This is a genomic window from Candidatus Planktophila sp. (genome assembly GCF_044348745.1).
GTDB lineage: Bacteria > Actinomycetota > Actinomycetes > Nanopelagicales > Nanopelagicaceae > Planktophila.
Genome location: NZ_JBIKSG010000016.1, coordinates 1 through 22156, shown reverse-complemented (window position 1 = coordinate 22156; position 22156 = coordinate 1). Strand labels below are relative to the sequence as shown.

Genomic DNA, 22156 nt, shown 5'->3' with positions numbered 1-22156 from the left:
GATTACCGGCGATTACAGCGCTCATTGCAGCTGGAATAAGTGTAAATGTAACGCTCATTTTTTCTGTTAAGCGTTACGGTCAAGTAATTGACGCTTTCATGAAGGGCTTGGAACAGTGCGACAATCCATCACAAGTACATTCAGTTGCATCCTTTTTTGTCAGTCGTATTGATTCCACAGTAGATGCCCTTCTTAAAAAGAATGGATCTCCTGAGGCGTTAGCACTGCTAGGTAAGGCGGCTATCGCAAATGCTCACTTGGCCTATCAATTATTTGAGGAGAAATTCTCTTCCGATCGTTGGTCTGGCCTCTCAAATAGGGGTGCCAATAAGCAACGTCCATTGTGGGCTTCAACCGGAGTAAAAGATCCGGCTTATCCAGACACTCAGTATGTAGTCGAGTTAATCGCACCTGAGACTGTAAACACGATGCCACAATCCACATTAGATGCGTTAATTGACCATGGCATAGTGCGCGGAAATACAATTTCAGGTAACTACCCTGCAGCAGTAGAGGTATTCAAATCCTTGTCTTCCTTAGGTATCTCCTTAGATGAAATAACTACTGAGCTAGAAATAGATGGAGTTAAAAAGTTTTCCCAAGCGTGGGATGAATTACTCGAGAATGTAAAGGCTGCCCAACAATCATGATTTCAATTAAAGGTAATGCTCTCTCTAAAATAGATCGCGCATCGACTCAATACAAGGCGTTACAAGCTTTCCATGAGCGGTTAAAAGTTAAGGACGCAACAATTTGGGGACCAGAAGCCCAAGCTGAAGCATCCATTCGCCTTAACTGGATCGACCTGCCGGAATCATCACGTGAGTTACTACCTCAATTCGATGCCATGGCAGCAAAGTTCCGGGATAAGCCCAATGTTGTTTTGTGCGGCATGGGTGGTTCATCACTTGGTCCCGAGGTCATTGCTCAAACGTTTTCCAAGAAGCTATTCGTACTGGATTCAACAGATCCACATTACGTTTCCCATGCTTTAAATACTGACTTAGCCAAGACAGTTGTTGTTGTGAGTTCAAAATCTGGCTCAACAATTGAAACAGCCTCACAGCGAGCACTCTTTGAAGGAGCTTTCAAAGATGCTGGTCTCAATCCAGTAGACCATATGGTCTTTGTTACAGATCCAGGTTCTCCCCTAGATACCCAAGTGCGCGCAGGTGGATACTCTGTAATCAATGCCGACCCTCATGTTGGAGGACGCTTTAGTGTGTTGAGTCCTTTTGGTTTATTGCCTTCTGCGCTCATCGGAGTTGATGTTTCAGTCCTTCTTGATAATGCCAGTGATACTAAAACCTCTTTTTATGCTGATTCTCAAATGATGTGCGACATCGCATATCTCTTAACATATGTATCTGATCAATATGTTGCCTTTACCGATCAAGGCTCTGGAATGCCGGGCCTGAGTGATTGGATTGAGCAATTAGTTGCCGAATCAACTGGAAAGAACCAAGTTGGCCGACTTCCGGTAGTTGCTGAATCAGCATCTCTAGGTTTGGAGGGAGCTGCTTTCACAGTTGCATTTACAGGAAATGCTGACCTGGTTGTTGAAGGTGACCTAGCCTCTCAATTCATTGTGTGGGAATGGGTAACTGCCCTTATAGGCGCAGCACTTGCAATAGATCCTTTCAATCAGCCAAATGTGACTGAAGCAAAGGAGCAAACCTCCGCGCTTCTTCAAGAGTGGCAGGGAGTTTTGCCAAGCTTTATCGGCGATGCAACAGTTGGTGCTATCGAAATTTTTGGCGCTGGGAGCAATGCAACAACGGCCATTTCACAGTTGATTTCTCAGATTCCCGCAGACGGATATATGGCCATCATGGCTTATTTGGATCGCAAGGATGATGTTGCAATCGCAGAACTTCGTGAAATCCTTGCTCAGAAATCTGGACGTCCCGTAACTTTTGGTTGGGGTCCACGCTTCCTGCATTCAACTGGCCAGTTCCATAAAGGTGGTCAGCAAAATGGAGTCTTCTTGCAAATAACTGGAGATGTTAAAAAAGATATTGCTATCCCTGGTCAAAGTTACGGCTTTAAAACTTTGGTAGCAGCCCAAGCGTTAGGTGACGGCAAGGCGCTTGCCTCAAGAAAATACCCACTGCTTCGATTTAATCTTACAGATCGCGCAATGGGTATCTCTGAATTACTAGAAGCTGCTAAAGCTCTTTAAATCTTTATTCTTCGTCATCTCCACGAAGTTTGCGTAAGGCATCTTCAAGAAGCTTTTCGCCTTCAGCATCTGTGCGACGCTCTTTCACATAGGCGAGGTGGGTCTTGTAAGGCACATTTACTTCTGGGCTAGGTGGATTGTTGCGATCACGGCCTGCTGGGTAACCACACTTTGGGCAATCCCACTCTGCTGGAATAACTACAGTTTCTTCGACTGCAAATGATGGACGAACTTCATGTCCATTTGCACACCAGTAAGAAACATATGCACGAGCGATTGAATCTCCGCGCTCTGCCTCACCCATTGGGCCAGCGCCAACACGACTTCCGCGAATTGCACTTGCCATACGTATCCCCTTGTTTTACTTGACGAAAATCGGACTGAAAACTTTTTTACTTAAGAACAAGCGACAGCGCAACAACCAAAGCAAACCACAATCCGCCAATGACGATAGTGATGCGATCAAGGTTCTTCTCAACTACCGATGAGCCGCCATAGTTTGAAGAGACGCCTCCACCGAATAGGTCAGAGAGTCCACTTCCTTTGCCTTTGTGAAGCAGCACCAAAAGGATCATGAGAACGCTGACGATAACGAGTGCGATTGAAAGACCTAGTTTCACTTTTCTTAAACTCCTAGTTCGTAGGGGGTAAGGATACCCGCCCTGTGGGGGTAATGCTTACTCGCTCACCGCGTGGAATTTGACGATCTTGGCTAGTTCCTCAGGATCTAGGCTCGCACCGCCAATTAAGGCGCCATCAACATCAGCCTTTTTCATGATTTCCACGATGTTAGAAGATTTCACGGAACCTCCATAAAGGATACGCATATTTGCCGCGATTTCCGGTGAACCAATGTTTTCAATCTCTTCACGAATTGCCGCACACACTTCTTGTGCATCTTCAGGAGTTGCAGTCTTTCCGGTGCCGATAGCCCAGACTGGTTCATATGCAATAACAATCTTTTTGAGCTCTGGCTTTGTAAATCCATCAAGTCCTGCACGAACCTGACGAATCACATGACTCACATGTGTTCCAGCTTCGCGAATAGCCAATTCTTCGCCCACACAAAAAATCGGAGTCATTTCATTTGCCAGTGCTGCCTTAATCTTTCGATTAATCAATGCATCTGATTCTTGATGAATCGCACGTCGTTCAGAGTGACCGATAACTACGAAAGTGCAGCCTAGTTTTGCCAACATTGACCCTGAAATGTCACCTGTAAAGGCACCACTTGCATCAGGTGAAAGATCCTGCGCGCCGTACTGAAGTCGCAAACGATCGCCATCAACTAATGTCTGAATAGATCTGATGTCAGTAAAGGGAGGAATGATTGCAACATCAACAGCGTCGTAATCTTTGTCATCTAGTCCGTAGACCAACTTTTGAGCAACTGCGATTGCCTCAAGGTGATTGAGGTTCATCTTCCAGTTTCCAGCCATTAATGGTTTACGCATTACTACCCCCCTAGCTATTGATTCTTAACTAAATTAATTCTAATGCTTTTAAGCCAGGAAGTTCCTTGCCCTCAAGATATTCAAGAGATGCTCCACCGCCAGTTGAGATATATCCAAACTGTGAATCAGCAAAACCAAGTGCCCGAACCGCCGCTGCAGAGTCTCCCCCGCCTACTACCGAGATTCCTGAAACTTCAGTGAGTGCTTGTGCAACTACTTTTGTGCCGGCGGCAAAGTTAGGGAATTCAAAAACACCCATTGGACCATTCCAGAACACGGTCTTGCACTTAACAATTTCAGCAGCAAATGCTGCTGCAGATACCGATCCAATATCTAATCCCATTTGATCTGCAGGAATTGCATCTGCTGAAACCAAGGTTGGTGTTGCATCAGCAGCAAAGGCTGGAGCGACAACAATGTCAGTAGGAAGAACCAGCTTTACGCCGTTCTTCTCAGCAGTAGCAATGAGCCCCTTAACAACGTCTAGCATCTCTGTTTCAACTAGAGAGGTTCCGATCTCTTTTCCTTGCGCCTTAAGGAATGTGAAAACCATTCCTCCACCAATTGCTAGCACATCTACTTTGCCAAGTAAGTTTTCTATTACTCCAAGTTTGTCTGAAACTTTTGCGCCACCCAAAACAACTCCATACGGTCGTTCAGGGTTTTGGGTTAGTTTTTTCAGAACTTCTACTTCAGCAGAAACTAAGGTGCCTGCAGCATGCGGAAGCAACTTTGGAAGATCGAAAACAGATGCATGCTTGCGATGGACTGCGCCGAAACCATCACCGACATAGAAATCAGCAAGTTGTGCCAGATCGGCGGCAAATGCTGCCCGCTCTGACTCTTCTTTACTTGTCTCTGCTGCATTGAAGCGAATATTTTCTAGCAAGAGCACTTCTCCAGCTTTGAGTGATTCTGCTGCAGTCGTAACGGCTGAGCCTGTTACCTCACCAGTGAACTTAACTTCGCGGCCAAGTAGCTCAGACAAACGCTGTGCTACTGGTGCTAAGGAAAGTTCTGGCTTAGCTTCACCCTTTGGTCGACCCAAGTGGGCTGCAATAACAAGTGATGCCCCTTTTTCAAGAAGTAACTTAATAGTTGGAAGCGAAGCTTTGATGCGTCCATCATCCATAATGATTCCCTCTTTCAAGGGAACATTTAGGTCGCAACGAAGAAAGACTCGTTTTCCCGCTACATCAATAGTTGAAAGATCTGGCATTACAGAGTTTTACCAACGTAATCGATCAAATCGACTAGGCGGTTTGAGTAACCCCATTCATTGTCATACCAACCAACGACCTTAACCTGGTTACCAATTACCTTGGTCAGGCCTGAGTCGAAAACACATGAAGCAGGATCAGTAACAATGTCTGAAGAAACGATTGGATCTTCAGTATATGAAAGGAATCCCTTGAGTGGGCCTTCTGCTGCAGCCTTCATCGCTGCATTGATTTCAGCCGCTGTTGCTTCCTTTTCTAGTTCAACAGTTAGATCTGTTGCAGAGCCTGTTGGAACTGGAACACGCATTGCATATCCATCTAGCTTGCCCTTTAGTTCTGGCATTACTAGTGAAATTGCCTTTGCAGCTCCTGTTGAAGTTGGGATCATGTTAATGGCAGCAGCGCGAGCGCGACGAAGATCCTTGTGTGGGAAGTCAAGAATTGGTTGGTCATTTGTGTAGGCATGAATTGTTGTCATCAAGCCCTTAACAATTCCCCAGTTATCCTGCAAAACCTTTGCCATTGGTGCAAGGCAGTTAGTTGTGCAAGAAGCATTTGAAATAATGTTGTGCTTGGCAGCGTCGTATTGAGTGTGATTAACACCCATCACGATCGTGATGTCTTCATCTGTTGCCGGCGCAGAGATAATTACCTTCTTGGCACCTGCTGTGATGTGCTTCTGAGCATCTGCGCCCTTTGTGAAAATTCCGGTTGATTCAACAACCACATCTGCCTTCACCGCTGCCCATGGAAGATTTGCTGGGTCGCGCTCTGAGAAAACCTTGATTGTCTTGCCATCAACTGTGATTGAGTCATCTGTGTATGTAACTTCTAGACCTAGGCGACCCAAGATTGAGTCATACTTCAAAAGGTGGGCAAGAGTCTCGTTAGGAGTCAGGTCGTTGATTCCGACGATGTTGATATTTGGGTTGGTCAGGCTGGCACGGAAGAAGTTACGACCGATACGTCCAAAACCATTGATTCCGACATTAATCACGAAAGTGTCCTTGCTACTAGTGGGGCCATGCCGCAGAGGTGTCTCTACTAGCCATAAAAAAGCCCAGCTCTTGGTGGTTCGTAAAACTGCCACAACGCTGGGGTCTTAGGTAGAACCTTATCAGTGAAGAGTTAATGAACAGTTGCTACTTCGAGGTAATTAGTTAAGAAGATCGGGTGAGAGTCCGCTCTCGGTATCGGGAATTCCAAGCTCGGCAGCACGCTTATCGGCCATAGCCAGCAATCTGCGAATACGCCCCGCAATTGCATCCTTAGTCATAGGAGGGGTGGCTAATGAGCCTAATTCTTCCAGCGATGCCTGCCCGTGATTGATCCGCAGATCTCCAGCCTCTTTGAGGTGATCTGGAATTGTTGGTCCCAGAATCTCCATGGCACGTTGCACGCGGGCCGCTGCCGCAACGGCTGCGCGGGCTGAACGGCGAAGGTTTGCATCATCAAAGTTTGCAAGTCTGTTGGCTGTTGCTCGAACCTCGCGGCGCATGCGGCGCTCTTCCCAGGCTAGAACACTTTCGTGAGCACCTAAGCGAGTTAGCAAAACTCCAATTGCATCACCATCTCGGATTACAACTCGATCAACGCCGCGAACTTCGCGAGCCTTTGCAACAATTCCCAGCCTTCGTGCCGCTCCCACTAACGCCAACGCTGCCTCTGGTCCAGGACATGTAATTTCAAGTGAAGAAGATCGACCTGGTTCAGTCAATGAACCATGTGCAATAAAAGCACCGCGCCAGGCAGCCTCAGAATCACAGGTTGCAGCTGAGACAACTTGTGGAGGCAAACCGCGAACTGGACGACCATTGGCATCTACTAAACCTGTTTGGCGAGCCAGCGCATCGCCTTCATTAACAACTCTCACTACATATCGTGAACCTTTACGAAGTCCACTTGATGACAAGACCGCTAAATCTGAATCATGTCCATAAATATCTGCAATGTCTTTTCGCAATCTGCGAGCACTCTGAGAAGTATCTAGTTCCACTTCAATCACAATTTTTCCTGCTGCAATATGCAGGCCACCTGCAAAGCGAAGAAGTGAAGAGACTTCAGCTTTGCGACAACATGGTTTGGTGATGGACAAACGCGATAGCTCGTCCTTAACTGATGCTGTCATTGCCATGGGGCTAATCCAACCATCTACCGGGAAAAAATGTAGCCCAAATGGAGTGCTAATTTTTCAGGATCGTGATGAATACTGCCTGGAGCTTTTCGTATATCTGCCACAACAATCTCTGAACCCAAGGTTGATGCTGCTGTGTGCAGCGATTCCTCGTGGCGCACAACGGATTGGTCAACAAGGCAGTAATCCACCCTTAATCCGGGGGCGTAGTGATGAAAGAACTCCAAATGCTGTTCAGGGGTAGAGCCAGCAAACTCTTCTCCCTGTGTTTGCGTTGATGCATCGAGATTGAGAATCAAAATCTTCTTCGCGGGGGAACTTCTCAGCGCATCCAATTGGGCAGGAACCAATAAATGTGGAATCACACTGGAAAACCAAGAACCAGGCCCCATAGTGATCCATTCCGCCTGGGTAATTGCATCTAGTGATTCAGCTCTAGCGGGCGGATCTTGCGGAATAATTCGAAGAGATTGGATGTGCCCTTTTGCAGTTGCAACCTGTTTTTGTCCACGCACCACAATCCGACCAGTTGATGTGTTGAAGGTGCCTTCAATGTCTAGTGCGACTGCTGACATAGGCAGCACTCGACCAACAACTTTAAGTAGTTGGCCAACGCGATCTAATGCAACTACCGGATCATCTCCAGCGTTCCACATCGAGGCAAGAAGCAAATTGCCCATTGCATGACCATTTAATGCGCCATCACTTTCAAATCTATGTTGCAGAATCTGGGCCCACGTGCGACCCCACTGATCATCTGCACACAATGCCGTCAAGGCCATTCGAAGATCGCCAGGAGGGAAAATAGGAAACTCTTCGCGCAATCGTCCACTTGATCCACCATTATCTGCAACGGTAACAATTGCGGTGATCTCGTGAGTGTGCTGGCGAAGTGCTGCAAGGGTTGCGGCCAAACCATGACCTCCCCCGAGTGCTACAACTTTAGACAAATCTATTCACGCCCAACATCGCGATGAGTTGGATGCGAAGAAATCTCAGCACCAATTGCATTTAGCTTTCGTGCGATCTCTTCAGTGATTGCAACGCTTCTATGCTTTCCGCCTGTGCAACCAACGGCGATAGTGACATACTTTTTTCCTTCACGCATATAGCCCGCCATCATGGAATTGACCAGCTGCACATAGTCATTAACAAATTCTTTGACACCTTCACTACCTAAAACTTTCTCGCTTACCTGTGGTGTTAAGCCGGTCAATGGACGAAGTTCTGGAATCCAATGTGGATTTGGAATGAATCGACAATCTAGAACTAAATCCGAATCAACGGGAATCCCATACTTATAACCAAATGACAAAACGTTGACACGAATTCCTTGTAGCTTCCCAGATCCAAAAATCTCACCAATTCTTTTTTCCAATTGGTGAACATTTAAGTTAGTAGTATCAATCGCAACATCTGCTTGTGAGCGAACATCCTCTAACTTTGCACGTTCACGTGCAATCCCATCAACAATCCGATCCTTACCTTGCAATGGATGTGGGCGGCGAGTTGATTCGAAACGTTGAACAAGTGACTGATCGGTCGCATCCAAAAAAACAAGTCGGTAATCAGATTGGCTTTCTTTGAGTTCGGCCAATGCATGAGTTAGTTCATCAAAGAACTCTCCCCCGCGCACATCGACCACAACAGCTAACTCTTTGCCTTGAGGTCCAGTTCCCTTACTTACTAAGGCAGGCAACAAAGAAGGAGGCAGATTATCAACGACATACCAACCAAGATCCTCTAAAGCGTGGGCAACTGTCGATCGGCCAGCACCTGACATTCCAGTCAGAATCAAGGTCTCTTGTGTCATGAAACTATTGTGTTACATCTGTCAAGAAGGTGGAAACACGCTCGAGACTCTTTTCAAGATAGGCAGGCAGAAGCTCTTTTTCTTCCTGATTCTTGGTTTCATACAAGTAGTTCAACAGAAGTAGCCTGCGATGCAGAAGAAGCGCTTTCATTGCATTCTCTGAATACGTGGGCAAAGGCTTGATGCTTGTATAGCCAGCTAAAAGTGCTTGCCCTTGCTCTGGTGTGTCCAAGTAGTACAGCGCTACAGCAATGTCTTGTGCCTCAATACCAAATCCACAATCGTCGAAATCAAAGACTGAAAGTTGGCCCTCATGCCACATCAAATTCCAACCATGGAAATCGGCGTGAATGATGTGGATCTCTGAGGTTGCATACAGCTCATCGGTATATTTCATGATGAGATCATGTGCCTTTTGTAGCAAACATTTATCGGCATCTGAGAGTTTTGATTTGGCGGAGAAGAGAAAGTCCTCAGTACTCCAAAAGAAGTCATCGAAGGTTGGTAATTCCGCTTGATTTGAAAGAACAAAATCAGATGATTCTTGATGTAACACCGCTATTGCCTTGCCTACTTCATGCAATTGATCCAAGGTTGGCTCATCGCCAATGTCTTTTCCTTCTAGCCAGGAATACATCACTACAAGCATCCTCTGACCTGAATCAGGGTGCACTGCGGACACAATAAAGTCATCCTTCAAAGTTGCAATTGGTCTAGGAGTATTGACCCCTGATGTCCGATTTAGATGTCGGACCCATTCGATCTCAGCCAACAGGTTCTTAATTGTTTTCGCTGAGTTAATGTTAATTCGCAAGGCATATTTGACTCCCGTTTCGGTTTCAACTGAGAAAGTTGCATTAAATCCAAAATTAATGCAGGAGACCTTCGCATTACTGATCCCGTAGTTCGTCAGTAGTTCATGAGCAAAAGCCGCTAAGGACTTTTCTTGCTCTTGAGTCGGTAGTTCAAAAAACTCGCTGCCCACTATTTGCTCTCCGAAATCACGCCGGTTTGAGTATTGATTCCCTGGCTGGCAATTGAAGCCAGATGAGATTCAATAATTGATGCAATTTTAGAGCCAATCCCTGGAGTTGCCGCTATGTCCTCCACCTTTGCTTTACGAATAGCTGCCACAGATCCGAAGCGGTCCAGAAGTGCCGCTCTGCGGGCAGAACCTAATTGTGGAATGTCATCTAAGACAGACTCCAGCATCACCTTAGATCTGCGCGAACGGTGGAATGAGATTGCAAAACGGTGGGCTTCATCTCGAATTCTTTGGAGAAGATAAAGCCCTTCGCTGCTTCTTGGCAAAATCAATGGGTCTTTTGAGCCAGGGATCCACACCTCTTCGAGGCGCTTAGCTAAACCACACAGTGCAATGTCTTTAATCCCAAGTTCGTCCAGAGCGCGTTGCGCTGCACTCACTTGAGGCGCGCCACCATCAACCACAATTAATTGTGGTGGGTATGCAAACTTGCTCGGCTTGCCACCAAGTTCTGCCACCTCTGCTTCATTTTCTTGGCGATCATCAATCAAACGCTTTAATCGGCGAGTGATCACTTGATGCATCGCTCTGGTGTCATCAAAACCCTCATCTGTGTTAATAATGAACCGGCGATACTCGCTCTTCTTCGCCATTCCATCTTCAAAGACAACCATTGAAGCAACAACTGAGGTGCCAGAGATATTCGAAATATCAAAACATTCAATGCGCAATGGGGTGCGACCTAAATTCAAAGACTCTTCAATTTCAGTCAATGCCTTACCGCTCACAGCAGCATCTGTCGCGCGCTTGCTTAGATATTGAATTAGTGAGTACTGAGCGTTTCTCTTAACAGTATCGAGCAGTTCGACCTTCTCGCCTCTTTGCGGGGCCTTAATCTCAACTCTGGAAGTTCCTAGGCTTTCCAGCCACTTTTCTAACTGATCTTTATCAACCGGTTCACTGTTTACATAAATATTGCGTGGCACAGCCATCGCTCCAGAACCGTAAATTGAATATAGCAAGGCTGTTAAAACATCTTGTCCCTCCAGGACCATTTCTTGATCAACTATCCACGACCTAGAACCCTTAACTGAGCCGCGCTGCATGGAGAAAATTGAACCAGCTGCATGGAAGCCATCTTGATACAGTGAAATGAAGTCGCCATCTAGATCATCAGAGAAATTGCCTTCTGTTGATTTCTGCGCTTTCTCAAATGAATCAATCTGATCGCGCAGGCGGGCAGCTCTTTCAAACTCCTCATTGTTTGCTGCATTCTGCATCTCTTCATGTAATTTGGGCAGGATGTTCTCCATGCCTGATTCCATGAATTCATTGAGACGTCCAGCTAGTTGCTTGTGATCTTCTTTAGAAATCCAGTCCACACAAGGCGCTGCACATTTACCTATATCCCCCAGCAAACACTGTCTTTTACTCTTTTGCGCACGAGTGAAGTTTGCTGATGAACAGGATCTAACAGGAAAAACTTTGAGTAGGACTTCAAAAGTATTTCGAAGTGCCCAAGCATTTGTATAAGGCCCAAAGTACTTAAGCCCAGGCCTTTTGTCTTTGCGGGTTATAAAGATCATCGGATATTCATCGTTAAGAGATAGCGCAAGATATGGATAGGACTTGTCATCTTTGAACTGGACGTTGTACTTAGGTTGATGTTGTTTTATCCAACTAAATTCCAAGGCTAACGCCTCAAGTTCAGTGCTTACGATGGTCCAGTCAACCCTGACCGCTTCATGAACCATGCGATAGGTCTTGGTTGCTAGATTTGCTTGAAAGTAATTACTCAGCCGATTCTTAAGATTTTTCGCCTTGCCCACATAAATGATCTTGTCCTTGGCATTATAAAAACGGTAGACCCCAGGGTGTTCTGGAATATTACTTGGCCGATAACTTTGGGGATCTGCCATGGCTCTACTTCTTTGCTGGCGCTTTTCTATTGGTCTTTAAAATCTCACCCAAGAACTGTCCGGTGTAACTCTCTTTGACCTTGGCGACATCTTCTGGAGTTCCTTCTGCAACGACTAATCCCCCACGGAATCCACCTTCAGGTCCCATATCAATGACCCAGTCTGAACACTTGATGACATCAAGGTTGTGTTCGATCACAACAACGGTGTTGCCTGTATCGACTAGACGGTTTAAGACAGTTAACAACTTATTGACATCTTCAAAGTGCAATCCAGTAGTTGGTTCATCCAAAACATAGATTGTGCGGCCAGTTGATCTGCGTTGTAGCTCTGTTGCAAGCTTTACGCGCTGTGCTTCTCCACCTGACAAAGTAGGGGCCGATTGACCTAAACGAACATAACCCAGACCCACATCATTGAGAGTCTTCAAGTATCGAGCAATCGCAGGCACAGATTCGAAGAACCCGCTTGCCTCTTCGATAGGCATATTCAAAACTTCTGCAATGGTCTTGTTCTTATAGTGAACCTCTAGGGTTTCGCGGTTATAGCGCGCACCATGACACACCTCGCAAGGCACATAAACATCTGGCAGAAAGTTCATTTCGATGGTGATAGTTCCATCGCCAGAACAGTTCTCGCAGCGCCCACCTTTGACGTTAAATGAGAAACGTCCTTGCTGGTAACCCCGAATCTTTGCCTCACTCGTTTCAGCAAAGAGTGCGCGAATCTTGTCGAATACACCTGTGTAGGTGGCTGGATTAGAACGTGGTGTACGACCAATCGGCGATTGATCAACGTGGACTACCTTGTCCAATAATTCAACGCCGGTGACAGTTCGGTGACGACCAGGTACCAGACGCGCACCGTTGAGCTTGTTTGCCAACACCGTATACAAGATGTCATTAACCAGTGTTGACTTACCAGAACCACTGACACCCGTTACCGAAACAAAAACACCCAACGGAACTTCAACATCGATTTCCTTAAGGTTGTTTTCTTTCGCACCTTTCACAACAAGTTTGCGCTTTGCATCAATTGGACGGCGATTCTTTGGAATTGCAATTGATTTACGACCTGATAGATAGGCACCTGTGATCGACTCTTTCGATGCGATCAAATCTTCATAACTTCCAGAGACCACAACTTTGCCACCATGCTCGCCAGCACCTGGACCTATATCCACAATCCAGTCTGCAGTACGAATGGTTTCTTCATCGTGCTCAACAACGATCAAGGTATTGCCTAAGTTGCGCAAACGAGTAAGAGTTTCGATCAGGCGCTTATTGTCTCTTTGATGTAATCCAATAGATGGCTCATCTAGAACATATAGAACACCAACTAACCCGCTACCAATCTGAGTTGCAAGGCGAATGCGCTGGGCTTCACCACCAGAGAGAGATCCGGCAGGACGAGCGAGTGAAAGATAATCAAGTCCCACATCTAGTAAGAAGCCCAGACGCGCGTTGACCTCTTTCATTACTCGTTCTGCGATTTGCGCCTCACGCTTATTGAGTTTGATCTGCTTTAAGAATGTGGCGCAATCTGCAATTGAGAGTTCACAGATCTGTGAAATGTTCTTATCCCCAATAGTCACAGCAAGGACTTCAGGCTTTAGGCGGGCACCATTGCACTTTTCACATGAGATCTCTCGCATGTAGGCCTCATACTTATCGCGGCTGTAGTCGCTATCTGTTTCCTCATGGCGGCGATGAATAAAGGGAATGACGCCTTCAAAGCCAGTTGTGTAATTACGGGCCCCATAGCGACCCTTGTACTTCATCTTTATCTCATACTCATAACCATTAAGGATTGCTTCTCGCGCCTTCGCTGAGATCTTCTTCCAAGGAGTATCAAGTGAGAATGGCAAGTCTTTGGCTAACGCTTCTAGCAAGCGCAGGAAGTAATCTGATGATTGCCCACCAGACCATGGCGCAATAGCACCTTCATTAATTGAAATTGAGTCATCAGGAATAATGAGATCTTCATCAACCTCTTTTTTCGTACCAATACCTGAACATTCAACACAGGCACCGAAAGGTGAGTTAAATGAAAAGGAACGTGGCTCTAATTCCTCAAATGAAAGCTCGCAATCATGGCAGGCAAGATGCTCACTGTATGTCCGCTCTTTGTCAGCTCCCTTTGAATCAACAAAATCCAAGACAACAATTCCGGAAGCAAGTCGCAAAGCAGTTTCAATCGAATCAGTAAGTCGTGTTTTGCTCTCTGCTTTGGCTGTTAAACGATCAATGACCACTTCGATTGTGTGCTTTTCTTGTTTTTTAAGTTTTGGTGCTTCAGAGAGCTGAATGACTTCCCCATCAACACGAGCACGTGAATAACCTTGCGTGATCAGATCACTAAACAACTCAACTAACTCTCCCTTACGGGCACGAATAACGGGAGCTAAAACTTGAAACTTTGTAGTTGCCGGAAGCTCAAGAATCTGATCAACAATTTGTTGCGGTGATTGGCGAGTAACTGCCTTGCCGCAGTTAGGGCAGTGCGGCCGTCCTGCGCGCGCAAACAAAAGACGCAAATAGTCATAGACCTCAGTGATGGTTCCCACCGTTGAGCGAGGATTTCGGTTGGTTGATTTCTGATCGATTGAAACAGCTGGTGAAAGACCTTCAATGAAATCAACATCCGGCTTATCCATTTGGCCAAGGAACTGGCGTGCATATGCAGACAGGGACTCAACATAGCGGCGCTGACCCTCGGCAAAGATTGTGTCAAAGGCAAGAGATGACTTACCAGAACCAGATAAACCAGTAAACACAACTAAAGCATCTCGAGGAAGCTCGATGGAAACATTTTTGAGGTTGTGTTCTCGCGCTCCGCGCACAACCAACTTATCGATGCTCAAACCCCGGCCTCTTCCATCATTCGTAGCTCTTTCTTCAATATCTTGATTTCATCACGCAAGCGCGCAGCGACCTCAAACTGAAGTTCAGATGCCGCATTTCTCATCTGATCGGTGAGCGAGCCTATCAACGCGATTAGGTCCTTGCGCGGCAAGGATCCCGAAGACTTGTCATAAATTCCAGCCGAAGATGCAATTTTCTTGGCTCCGCCCTTTTCATGGGACAAAAGCTCTTCGGTATCTTCGCTCTCCCGGTTGATCAGATCGGTTATGTCAGCAATCTTTTTGCGCAATGGCTGCGGATCAACGCCTCGCTCAAGGTTATAGGCAACCTGCTTTGCACGTCGACGATTAGTTTCATCTATCGCCTTGGCCATGGAATCTGTAATTCTGTCAGCATACATATGAACCTCACCCGAAACATTTCGGGCCGCGCGGCCAATTGTTTGGATTAGCGATGTTGATGAACGTAGGAAACCTTCCTTGTCCGCATCTAAAATTGCAACTAGTGATACTTCAGGCAAATCTAAACCTTCACGAAGCAAGTTGATACCAATTAAAACATCGTAATCACCTGTGCGAAGCTCGCGGAGTAACTCCACTCGGCGCAATGTGTCCACTTCAGAGTGCAGGTATCGAACATTCACGCCACGCTCTAGCAGGTAATCCGTCAAATCTTCCGACATTTTCTTCGTCAATGTTGTTACTAGCACGCGCTCATTCTTTGCAGTTCGAATATTGATTTCATTGAGCAGATCATCGATTTGACCCTTGATTGGCTTAATAACTATTTGAGGGTCAACTAATCCTGTTGGACGAATAACTTGTTCCACCACATCGCCATTAACCTTGCCCAACTCATACTTACCAGGAGTAGCAGAGAGATAGAGAGTTTGGCCGATACGTTCGACAAACTCTGGAAACTTCAAAGGGCGATTATCCAAGGCGCTGGGCAAACGGAATCCGTGCTCAACTAATGTGCGCTTACGGGAGGCATCCCCCTCAAACATTGCACCTAACTGTGGAACAGTGACATGGCTTTCGTCAATTACAACTAAGAAATCTTCAGGGAAATAATCTAGTAGGCAGTGCGGCGCAGAGCCTGCCGCACGATCATCTAGATGTCGTGAATAGTTTTCAATGCCACTACAAAAACCAATCTGTTCCATCATCTCAATATCAAATGTGGTGCGCATTCGAAGGCGTTGAGCCTCCAACAACTTTCCCTGCTTTTCAAAAAGGTTTAATTGAATCTGCAATTCATCTTGGATGTCCCCTATTGCCCGCTTCATTGTTTCAGGCCCAGCGGCATAGTGAGTTGCTGGGAAGATGAAAATCTCTTCCTCATCTCGGATTATTTCTCCTGTGAGAGGGTGCAACGTGGACAGTTTCTCGATTTCATCCCCAAACATTTCAATGCGAATGGCCAGCTCTTCATACATTGGGATGATTTCGATGGTGTCACCACGCACGCGAAATGTGCCACGCTCAAAGGCCATGTCATTTCGTTTGTACTGAACATCTACAAATCTACGAAGAAGTGCGTTGCGCTCAATCTCTTCACCCACCCGCAGACGCACCATGCGATCCACGTACTCCTGCGGTGTGCCTAAACCATAAATACATGAAACCGTGGCAACGACGATGACATCCCTACGAGTTAGAAGTGAATTGGTGGCCGAGTGGCGCAACCGTTCAACCTCTTCGTTAACACTTGAGTCCTTTTCAATAAAAGTGTCAGTCTGTGGAACATAAGCTTCTGGTTGGTAGTAGTCGTAGTAAGAAACAAAGTACTCAACGGCATTGTTTGGCAAAAGTTCCCGAAACTCATTGGCGAGTTGGGCGGCAAGTGTCTTATTGGGTGCAAGTACTAAAGTTGGGCGCTGCAACTGTTCAATAAGCCAAGCAGTTGTGGCAGATTTTCCCGTACCGGTCGCACCGAGTAACACCACATCTCGTTCTCCGGCATTGATCCTCTTCGTAATTTCTGCAATAGCCGCAGGCTGATCTCCGGCTGGCACATAATCACTAATTACTTGAAACGGCTCAACTCTGCGTTGAAGATCAGATATCGGGCGCATTTGATAAGCCTACTTATTAATTATCGTGGAGGCTATCCCAAATGTTTTCAACCTGTCGGAGTAGCTCATCTTCACTTCCATCATTTTCTATGAGGAAATCAGCCACCTCAATGCGCTGTTCCCGAGTAGCTTGCGCCGCTATTCGACCCTCTATCTCAGAGATATGCATTCCCCTACCCCGCAAACGCGCAACACGGTTTTCCATTTCAGATTCAACAGTGATCACAACATCAAATCTTTCTTGTGCTCCTGTCTCGACCAGCAAAGGAATCTCATATACCAATACCTGGTCACCCTTTAGGGATGCAACCGCTTCTTCAAACTCTCGACGAACAAAGGGATGAATAATATTTTCTAATTGTGCTTTTGCAGTTGTGTCTTTGAATATCAATTCACCTAATGCTCTGCGATCGATATTTCCATCCTTTAGAATCGAATCACCGAATAGAGTCACAACTTCATCAAAACCATCTGAGCCTCGCTCGATTGCAGCACGTGCTAACTGATCGGCATCAATTACTAATGCCCCAAGTTCAGCGAAGTACTGAGCAGCAAGAGACTTGCCACAACCTATGCCTCCGGTTAATCCAATAACTCGCATGTTCAAAGAATAGTCTGAGAATGAAAAAGGCCCCGCAGTTACGCGAGGCCTTTTTCTTAGATTCTTCTTACTTATTCGGCAGCAACAACTTCTTCTGTGCCTTCGGCTGGAGTAGCTGCAGCATCTGCAACCTTTGCTTCGGCCTTTTGCTTCTTGTGTGCCATGAAACGCTCTTGAGCCTGGGCGTATTGCTTTTCCCACTCTTCGCGCTGTGTCTCATATCCTGGCTTCCACTCTTGTGAATCAGCATCGAAACCTTCAGGGTAAATGAAGTTTCCTTCTGCATCATAACGAGCAGCCATTCCGTACTGAGTTGGATCAAATGCCTCGATCTCGATCTCTGTACCTTCATTAGCTTGCTTGAGTGATAGTGAAATACGACGACGCTCTAGATCGATATCGATGATCTTCACGAATAGTTCATCATCAACCTGAACAACCTGCTCTGGGATTTCAACGTGGCGCTCTGCCAACTCTGAAATGTGAACTAGGCCTTCAATACCTTCGTGAACACGAATGAATGCACCGAATGGAACTAGCTTTGTCACAACACCTGGAACAACCTGATTGATTGTGTGTGTGCGAGCAAATGCCTGCCATGGATCTTCTTGTGTTGCCTTCAATGAAAGTGATACACGCTCACGCTCAAAGTCCACTTCGAGAACTTCAACAGTTACTTCGTCGCCAACTTCAACAACTTCACCTGGGTGATCGATGTGCTTCCATGAAAGCTCTGAAACGTGAACCAAACCATCTACGCCACCAAGGTCAACGAATGCACCGAAGTTAACGATTGATGAAACAACACCTGAACGAACCTGGCCCTTTTGAAGCTGGTTGAGGAATGTTGTGCGTGATTCTGATTGAGTCTGCTCAAGGAATGCACGACGTGAAAGAACAACGTTGTTGCGATTCTTATCTAGTTCGATGATGCGTGCTTCAACCTGCTTGCCAATGTATGGAGTCAGATCGCGAACGCGACGCATTTCAACAAGTGATGCTGGAAGGAAGCCACGTAGACCGATGTCCACGATAAGCCCACCCTTAACAACTTCAATAACAGTTCCGACGACAACTTCGTCGCGCTCTTTCTTGCCTTCGATATCTCCCCATGCGCGTTCGTACTGTGCGCGCTTTTTAGAAAGAATCAGGCGACCCTCTTTGTCTTCTTTCTGAAGAACGAGAGCTTCAATAATCTCACCGACTTTAACGATTGAGTTTGGATCTGCATCGTGGCGAATTGAAAGTTCGCGAGCTGGAATCACGCCTTCTGTCTTGTATCCGATATCAACAAGTACTTCTTCGCGTCCAACTTGAACAACAGCACCTGAAACTAGGTCGCCGTCATTGAAATTTCTGATTGTGCCTTCGATTGCTGCTAGAAAATCTTCAGCTGATCCGATGTCATTTACTGCAATTTGTGGTGTAGACAATTGTGCTCCGTAGGGATAGAAAGTAGTAGTTCCCGCTTTCGCGGCTGAAGGGCAAGGGTACGGTTCACCCGCTCACAAGGGCAAATCCGCTTACTTTTTTCAGTGTGAAAGATAGACTGGCAAACAATATGAAGAGATATAGAGAGCTTTTGGCTTTCCCCCAGGTCATTCTGCTCGGCGTTAGCGCATTTCCAGCGCGCTTGGCCTACGGCATGATCGGCCTAGGAATCTTTTTCAAAGCAGAGCAAGAGACCGGCTCAATAGCAATTGCTGGCTTTGCGATCGGATTGAACTCCTTGGCTGGCTCTTTAACTGCGGGCCTTCGAGGTTCGGTCATAGATAAATTCGGTCAAAAGTGGCCCATTCGTATTTTGGTTCCTATGTACGCTGGATTGATTTTGCTTCTCAACACCATGGTGACCAAGGAATCAATTTTGATTACTGCCTTTATTTTGGGTATCACCGCTCCTCCAATTAACTTATCTGTTCGACCATTATGGAAAGACATTGTTCCGGACTCATACCTAAGAACTGCCTATGCCTTTGATTCATCAATGATGAGTACGACTTCTGTAATCGGCCCTGTCGTTATCACCGCGCTCTCTTTATCTTCTCGCCCAGGTTTTGCTTTGGGAACGGTATCTGCACTGATGCTTACCGGCGGAATAGCGCTTTCGCTCACCCCAGTCTCTCGCGATTGGATACCAGAGAAAAAACACAAGGGTCAACAAAAACTTTGGCGAGATCGAGCTATCCAGCTTTTGATGTTTGAAGGGTGCTTCATTGGATTTGGTTGGGGTGTATTTGATGTTGCTGTTCCAGCATTTGCAACTCAAGAAAATGTTCAACATAGAGTTGCTTGGATCTTTGCAGCTTTTGGAATCGCAACAGTTATAGGTGGCCTACTAGGTGGTTTGGTTTCAAAGAAATTGCCACCACTGCTGGCTTTGCGACGCGCCTATGCATTGTGGTTGATCGCCTGCATTCCTATCGCCTTCACATATCCAGACTGGACCATGGCACTTGTTGGAGCATCTATTGGATTTTTTGGTGGCGCAGTACAAGTATTTTATTTTGAAGTTCTTGAAGCGGTAAGACCTAAAGGTTCACAAACGGCATCCCTTGGTTGGATATGGAGTGTTGAAGGTTCCTTTATGGCAGTAGGCGCAGCCGTTGGTGGTGTTGTCTCTGAAACATTCTCACCTCGTGTTGGATTAGCAATGCTGCCAATAATGATTTGTTTCGGATTAATCATCTTGTCTATTGGGCGGGGCCGATTAGGCGCAGCTAATGACATTCCAACCGATGAAGAAGACCTACAAGCTATGAAAGATATTTCTAACGAAGTTAAGTAGTTAGTGAGCTGCTTCATGCCAGGTAAGACCTAGCCCGGCATTGACATCTAGCGGCGCCTTTAGCGGATATGCAGCACCCATTTCACGTTTAACCAATTCAACAATTTTTTCTTCTTCACCGGCCACAACTTCCAGAATTAATTCATCATGGATTTGTAAGAGCAACCGCGATTCAAGTTTTTCACTTTCAATGGCCGCTTGGACCTTGAGCATGGCTAATTTGATGATGTCTGCAGCTGAGCCTTGAATGGGAGCATTTAATGCCATGCGCTCTGCAACCTCACGACGCTGCCGGTTGTCATGCATTAAATCGGGTAGATATCTGCGCCTGCCCATGATTGTTTCGGTGTATCCAACTTTACGGGCTTGCTCTACAACTATTTGTAAATAGTCACGAATTCCACCAAATCGTTCAAAGTAAGTGTCCATAAGTTGTTGAGCCGCAGGAGGTGTGATGTCTAACTGTGCTGCAAGACCGTAGGAAGAAAGCCCGTATGCAAGTCCATAGGACATTGCTTTCATTTGACGTCGCATTTCAGGATCTACCTCAGATGGCTTAACACCAAAGACAAGACCAGCAACTGTTGCATGCAGATCCTCACCTGAAGCAAATGCTGCCAACAACTTTTCATCATGAGATAGGTGAGCCATGATGCGCATCTCAATTTGGCTGTAATCAGCAGTGAGTAATGCGACATAGCCTTTACCAACGGTAAAGCAATCTCTGATTTTTCTTCCCTCTTCGGTGCGCACTGGGATGTTCTGTAAGTTTGGACCAGTAGATGAAAGTCGACCAGTAGCTGCAACAGTCTGCTGGAAATGGGTATGTATTCGGCCGTCCTTTGCTATTTCTGCAATTAATCCTTCAACGGTGCTTCCCAGTTTCTTTGTTTCACGTATGCGTAGTAATGATGTTAGAACTGGGTGTCCGCTCTTTTGATGTAGCCAATCAAGACTTTCAGCATCTGTTGTGTATCCAGTCTTTATCTTTTTTGTTTTCGGTAAATTCAACTCGTCAAACAAAACAACTTGTAGTTGCTTAGGAGATGCAACATTGAACTCGTGGCCCACTGCTTCATGTGCCGCCTTTGTTTCCCGCTTTACTTCCCCTTCAAAGAAGGCTGCAAGCTCATCTAGTTTCTTCTTGTTTACTGATATTCCAATGGACTCCATGCGCGCCAACAAATCGGCCACAGGAAGTTCCATGGTCACAAAAAGCTCCCACAACTTTCTTTCCTTCAACTCCCGAGTCAGCGAATCGCGCAATGTGAACATCGCACGCGCTGACGTTAAAAGGAATTGCTCGGGACTTGCCTCATTAACACTTGATCCATCACCCCAACGTTCTTGAATGTCTTTTAACTCTTGGCTTCTAACTCCTGGGTTAACAAGATATGCAGCCAATGATGTGTCAAAGCAGACTCCCCTTAAGGAGGTTGATCTGGCAAGGGATTTGGCATCATGTGCGATCTTCTGAACATTTACATCAGTCGCCCACTCCCCCATTACTGATGAGTGAACCAAAAAGACATCATCGGGAGATAAGGCAATTGCATAGCGGTGCAGTTTCTCTTCAACTAAATCAAAAGCTATTGCTATTTCCCCAACATGCTGGGCAATCTTTTTTGATGCTTCCTCATGTGTCAGGACGCCTTCGGTCATCTCAGCGGCAAACAACTCATATTCAGATTCAACTGCTGCGCTATTTCCTTTAAGCAAGATGGGTTTTATTCGATCTTGAAGTGTCTTGAACTCTAATTTCTCAAATAGAGGGCCAATGTTCTTCTCATCAACGCCAGTCCAGGACAACGCATCAATACTTAGATCTAAAGGAACATTGGCAACCAGTTGGGTCAATTCTCTGTTTCGAATGACATCATTGACTGAATCACGAAGAGATTGGCCTACTTTGCCGCCTAATTTGTCGATGTTAGCTATCAATTCATGAAGAGAGCCATACTCCACTATCCATTTTGCAGCGGTCTTTTCTCCAACACCTGGAACAGATGGCAGGTTGTCACTTGGATCTCCACGCAAGGCTGCGAAATCTGGATACTGCTGCGGACTCATTCCATACTTTTCTTGCACCGCATCTGGAGTCATGCGCGTTAAATCGCTC

General features: G+C 46.1%; 18 protein-coding genes. 3 read left to right on the top strand and 15 right to left on the bottom strand.

The features are described from left to right. Positions 1 to 650 (top strand): transaldolase family protein (locus AC9UH7_RS03970; protein ID WP_509595369.1); only part of this gene is annotated, 650 nt, incomplete at its 5' end. Further along, the gene (locus AC9UH7_RS03965) at positions 647 to 2182 is read left to right on the top strand and encodes a phosphoglucose isomerase-related protein (protein ID WP_509595366.1); all 1536 of its coding nucleotides are present in this window, start codon (positions 647 to 649) and stop codon (positions 2180 to 2182) included. The genes AC9UH7_RS03970 and AC9UH7_RS03965, both read left to right, overlap by 4 nt. A 4-nt stretch (positions 2183 to 2186) precedes the next feature. Here the strand turns inward: AC9UH7_RS03965 and AC9UH7_RS03960 are convergent, their stop codons facing one another. The 14 genes from AC9UH7_RS03960 to rpsA all read right to left on the bottom strand — a co-directional run bounded on the left by AC9UH7_RS03960 (position 2187) and on the right by rpsA (position 18682). Next, positions 2187 to 2528 (bottom strand): RNA polymerase-binding protein RbpA, encoded by a 342-nt coding sequence (locus tag AC9UH7_RS03960; RefSeq protein ID WP_509595364.1) that lies wholly within the window; start codon positions 2526 to 2528, stop codon positions 2187 to 2189. Positions 2529 to 2574: 46 nt separating this feature from the next. Continuing rightward, complete coding sequence (gene secG / locus AC9UH7_RS03955) at positions 2575 to 2802, bottom strand: preprotein translocase subunit SecG (RefSeq protein ID WP_509595361.1); 228 nt, start codon at positions 2800 to 2802, stop codon at positions 2575 to 2577. Positions 2803 to 2859: 57 nt separating this feature from the next. Next, positions 2860 to 3636, bottom strand: coding sequence for a triose-phosphate isomerase (gene tpiA, locus AC9UH7_RS03950; RefSeq protein ID WP_509595359.1), 777 nt, complete (start codon positions 3634 to 3636; stop codon positions 2860 to 2862). 28 nt (positions 3637 to 3664) lie between these two features. Then, on the bottom strand, positions 3665 to 4855 hold the full coding sequence (locus tag AC9UH7_RS03945; protein WP_509595356.1) for a phosphoglycerate kinase: 1191 nt from the start codon (positions 4853 to 4855) through the stop codon (positions 3665 to 3667). After that, positions 4855 to 5853: a type I glyceraldehyde-3-phosphate dehydrogenase gene (gene gap / locus AC9UH7_RS03940; protein WP_509595353.1), complete on the bottom strand. Its 999-nt coding sequence runs from the start codon at positions 5851 to 5853 to the stop codon at positions 4855 to 4857. Before gap ends, AC9UH7_RS03945 begins: the two co-directional genes overlap by 1 nt. A 159-nt stretch (positions 5854 to 6012) precedes the next feature. Next, entirely contained in the window at positions 6013 to 6990 is a 978-nt protein-coding gene (gene whiA / locus AC9UH7_RS03935; RefSeq protein WP_509595350.1) for a DNA-binding protein WhiA, read from the bottom strand. Between the two features lie 17 nt (positions 6991 to 7007). Further along, positions 7008 to 7940, bottom strand: coding sequence for a gluconeogenesis factor YvcK family protein (locus AC9UH7_RS03930; RefSeq protein WP_509595347.1), 933 nt, complete (start codon positions 7938 to 7940; stop codon positions 7008 to 7010). A 2-nt stretch (positions 7941 to 7942) separates the two neighbouring features. Next, entirely contained in the window at positions 7943 to 8803 is an 861-nt protein-coding gene (gene rapZ / locus AC9UH7_RS03925; RefSeq protein ID WP_509595344.1) for an RNase adapter RapZ, read from the bottom strand. 4 nt (positions 8804 to 8807) lie between these two features. Further along, positions 8808 to 9788 carry a phosphotransferase enzyme family protein gene (locus tag AC9UH7_RS03920; RefSeq protein ID WP_509595341.1) on the bottom strand — a complete coding sequence of 327 codons (981 nt, stop codon included), beginning with the start codon at positions 9786 to 9788 and terminating at the stop codon, positions 8808 to 8810. Next, positions 9788 to 11707: an excinuclease ABC subunit UvrC gene (gene uvrC / locus AC9UH7_RS03915; protein WP_509595338.1), complete on the bottom strand. Its 1920-nt coding sequence runs from the start codon at positions 11705 to 11707 to the stop codon at positions 9788 to 9790. The genes AC9UH7_RS03920 and uvrC overlap by 1 nt, the downstream gene beginning before the upstream one ends. A gap of 4 nt (positions 11708 to 11711) precedes the next feature. After that, positions 11712 to 14570, bottom strand: coding sequence for an excinuclease ABC subunit UvrA (uvrA, locus tag AC9UH7_RS03910; protein WP_509595335.1), 2859 nt, complete (start codon positions 14568 to 14570; stop codon positions 11712 to 11714). Further along, positions 14567 to 16648 (bottom strand): excinuclease ABC subunit UvrB, encoded by a 2082-nt coding sequence (gene uvrB, locus AC9UH7_RS03905; RefSeq protein ID WP_509595333.1) that lies wholly within the window; start codon positions 16646 to 16648, stop codon positions 14567 to 14569. The genes uvrA and uvrB overlap by 4 nt, the downstream gene beginning before the upstream one ends. 16 nt (positions 16649 to 16664) lie before the next feature. Next, a complete protein-coding gene (gene coaE / locus AC9UH7_RS03900; RefSeq protein ID WP_509595331.1) occupies positions 16665 to 17249 on the bottom strand; it encodes a dephospho-CoA kinase in 585 nt (194 codons plus the stop codon). 71 nt (positions 17250 to 17320) lie between these two features. After that, positions 17321 to 18682: a 30S ribosomal protein S1 gene (rpsA, locus tag AC9UH7_RS03895; RefSeq protein WP_509595328.1), complete on the bottom strand. Its 1362-nt coding sequence runs from the start codon at positions 18680 to 18682 to the stop codon at positions 17321 to 17323. Between the two features lie 128 nt (positions 18683 to 18810). Between rpsA and AC9UH7_RS03890 the strand changes: the two genes are divergently transcribed. After that, positions 18811 to 20037 carry an MFS transporter gene (locus AC9UH7_RS03890; protein WP_509595325.1) on the top strand — a complete coding sequence of 409 codons (1227 nt, stop codon included), beginning with the start codon at positions 18811 to 18813 and terminating at the stop codon, positions 20035 to 20037. Here AC9UH7_RS03890 and polA read toward each other — a convergent pair. Beyond that, positions 20038 to 22156 (bottom strand): DNA polymerase I (gene polA / locus AC9UH7_RS03885; RefSeq protein WP_509595324.1); only part of this gene is annotated, 2119 nt, incomplete at its 5' end. It abuts the gene before it with no gap.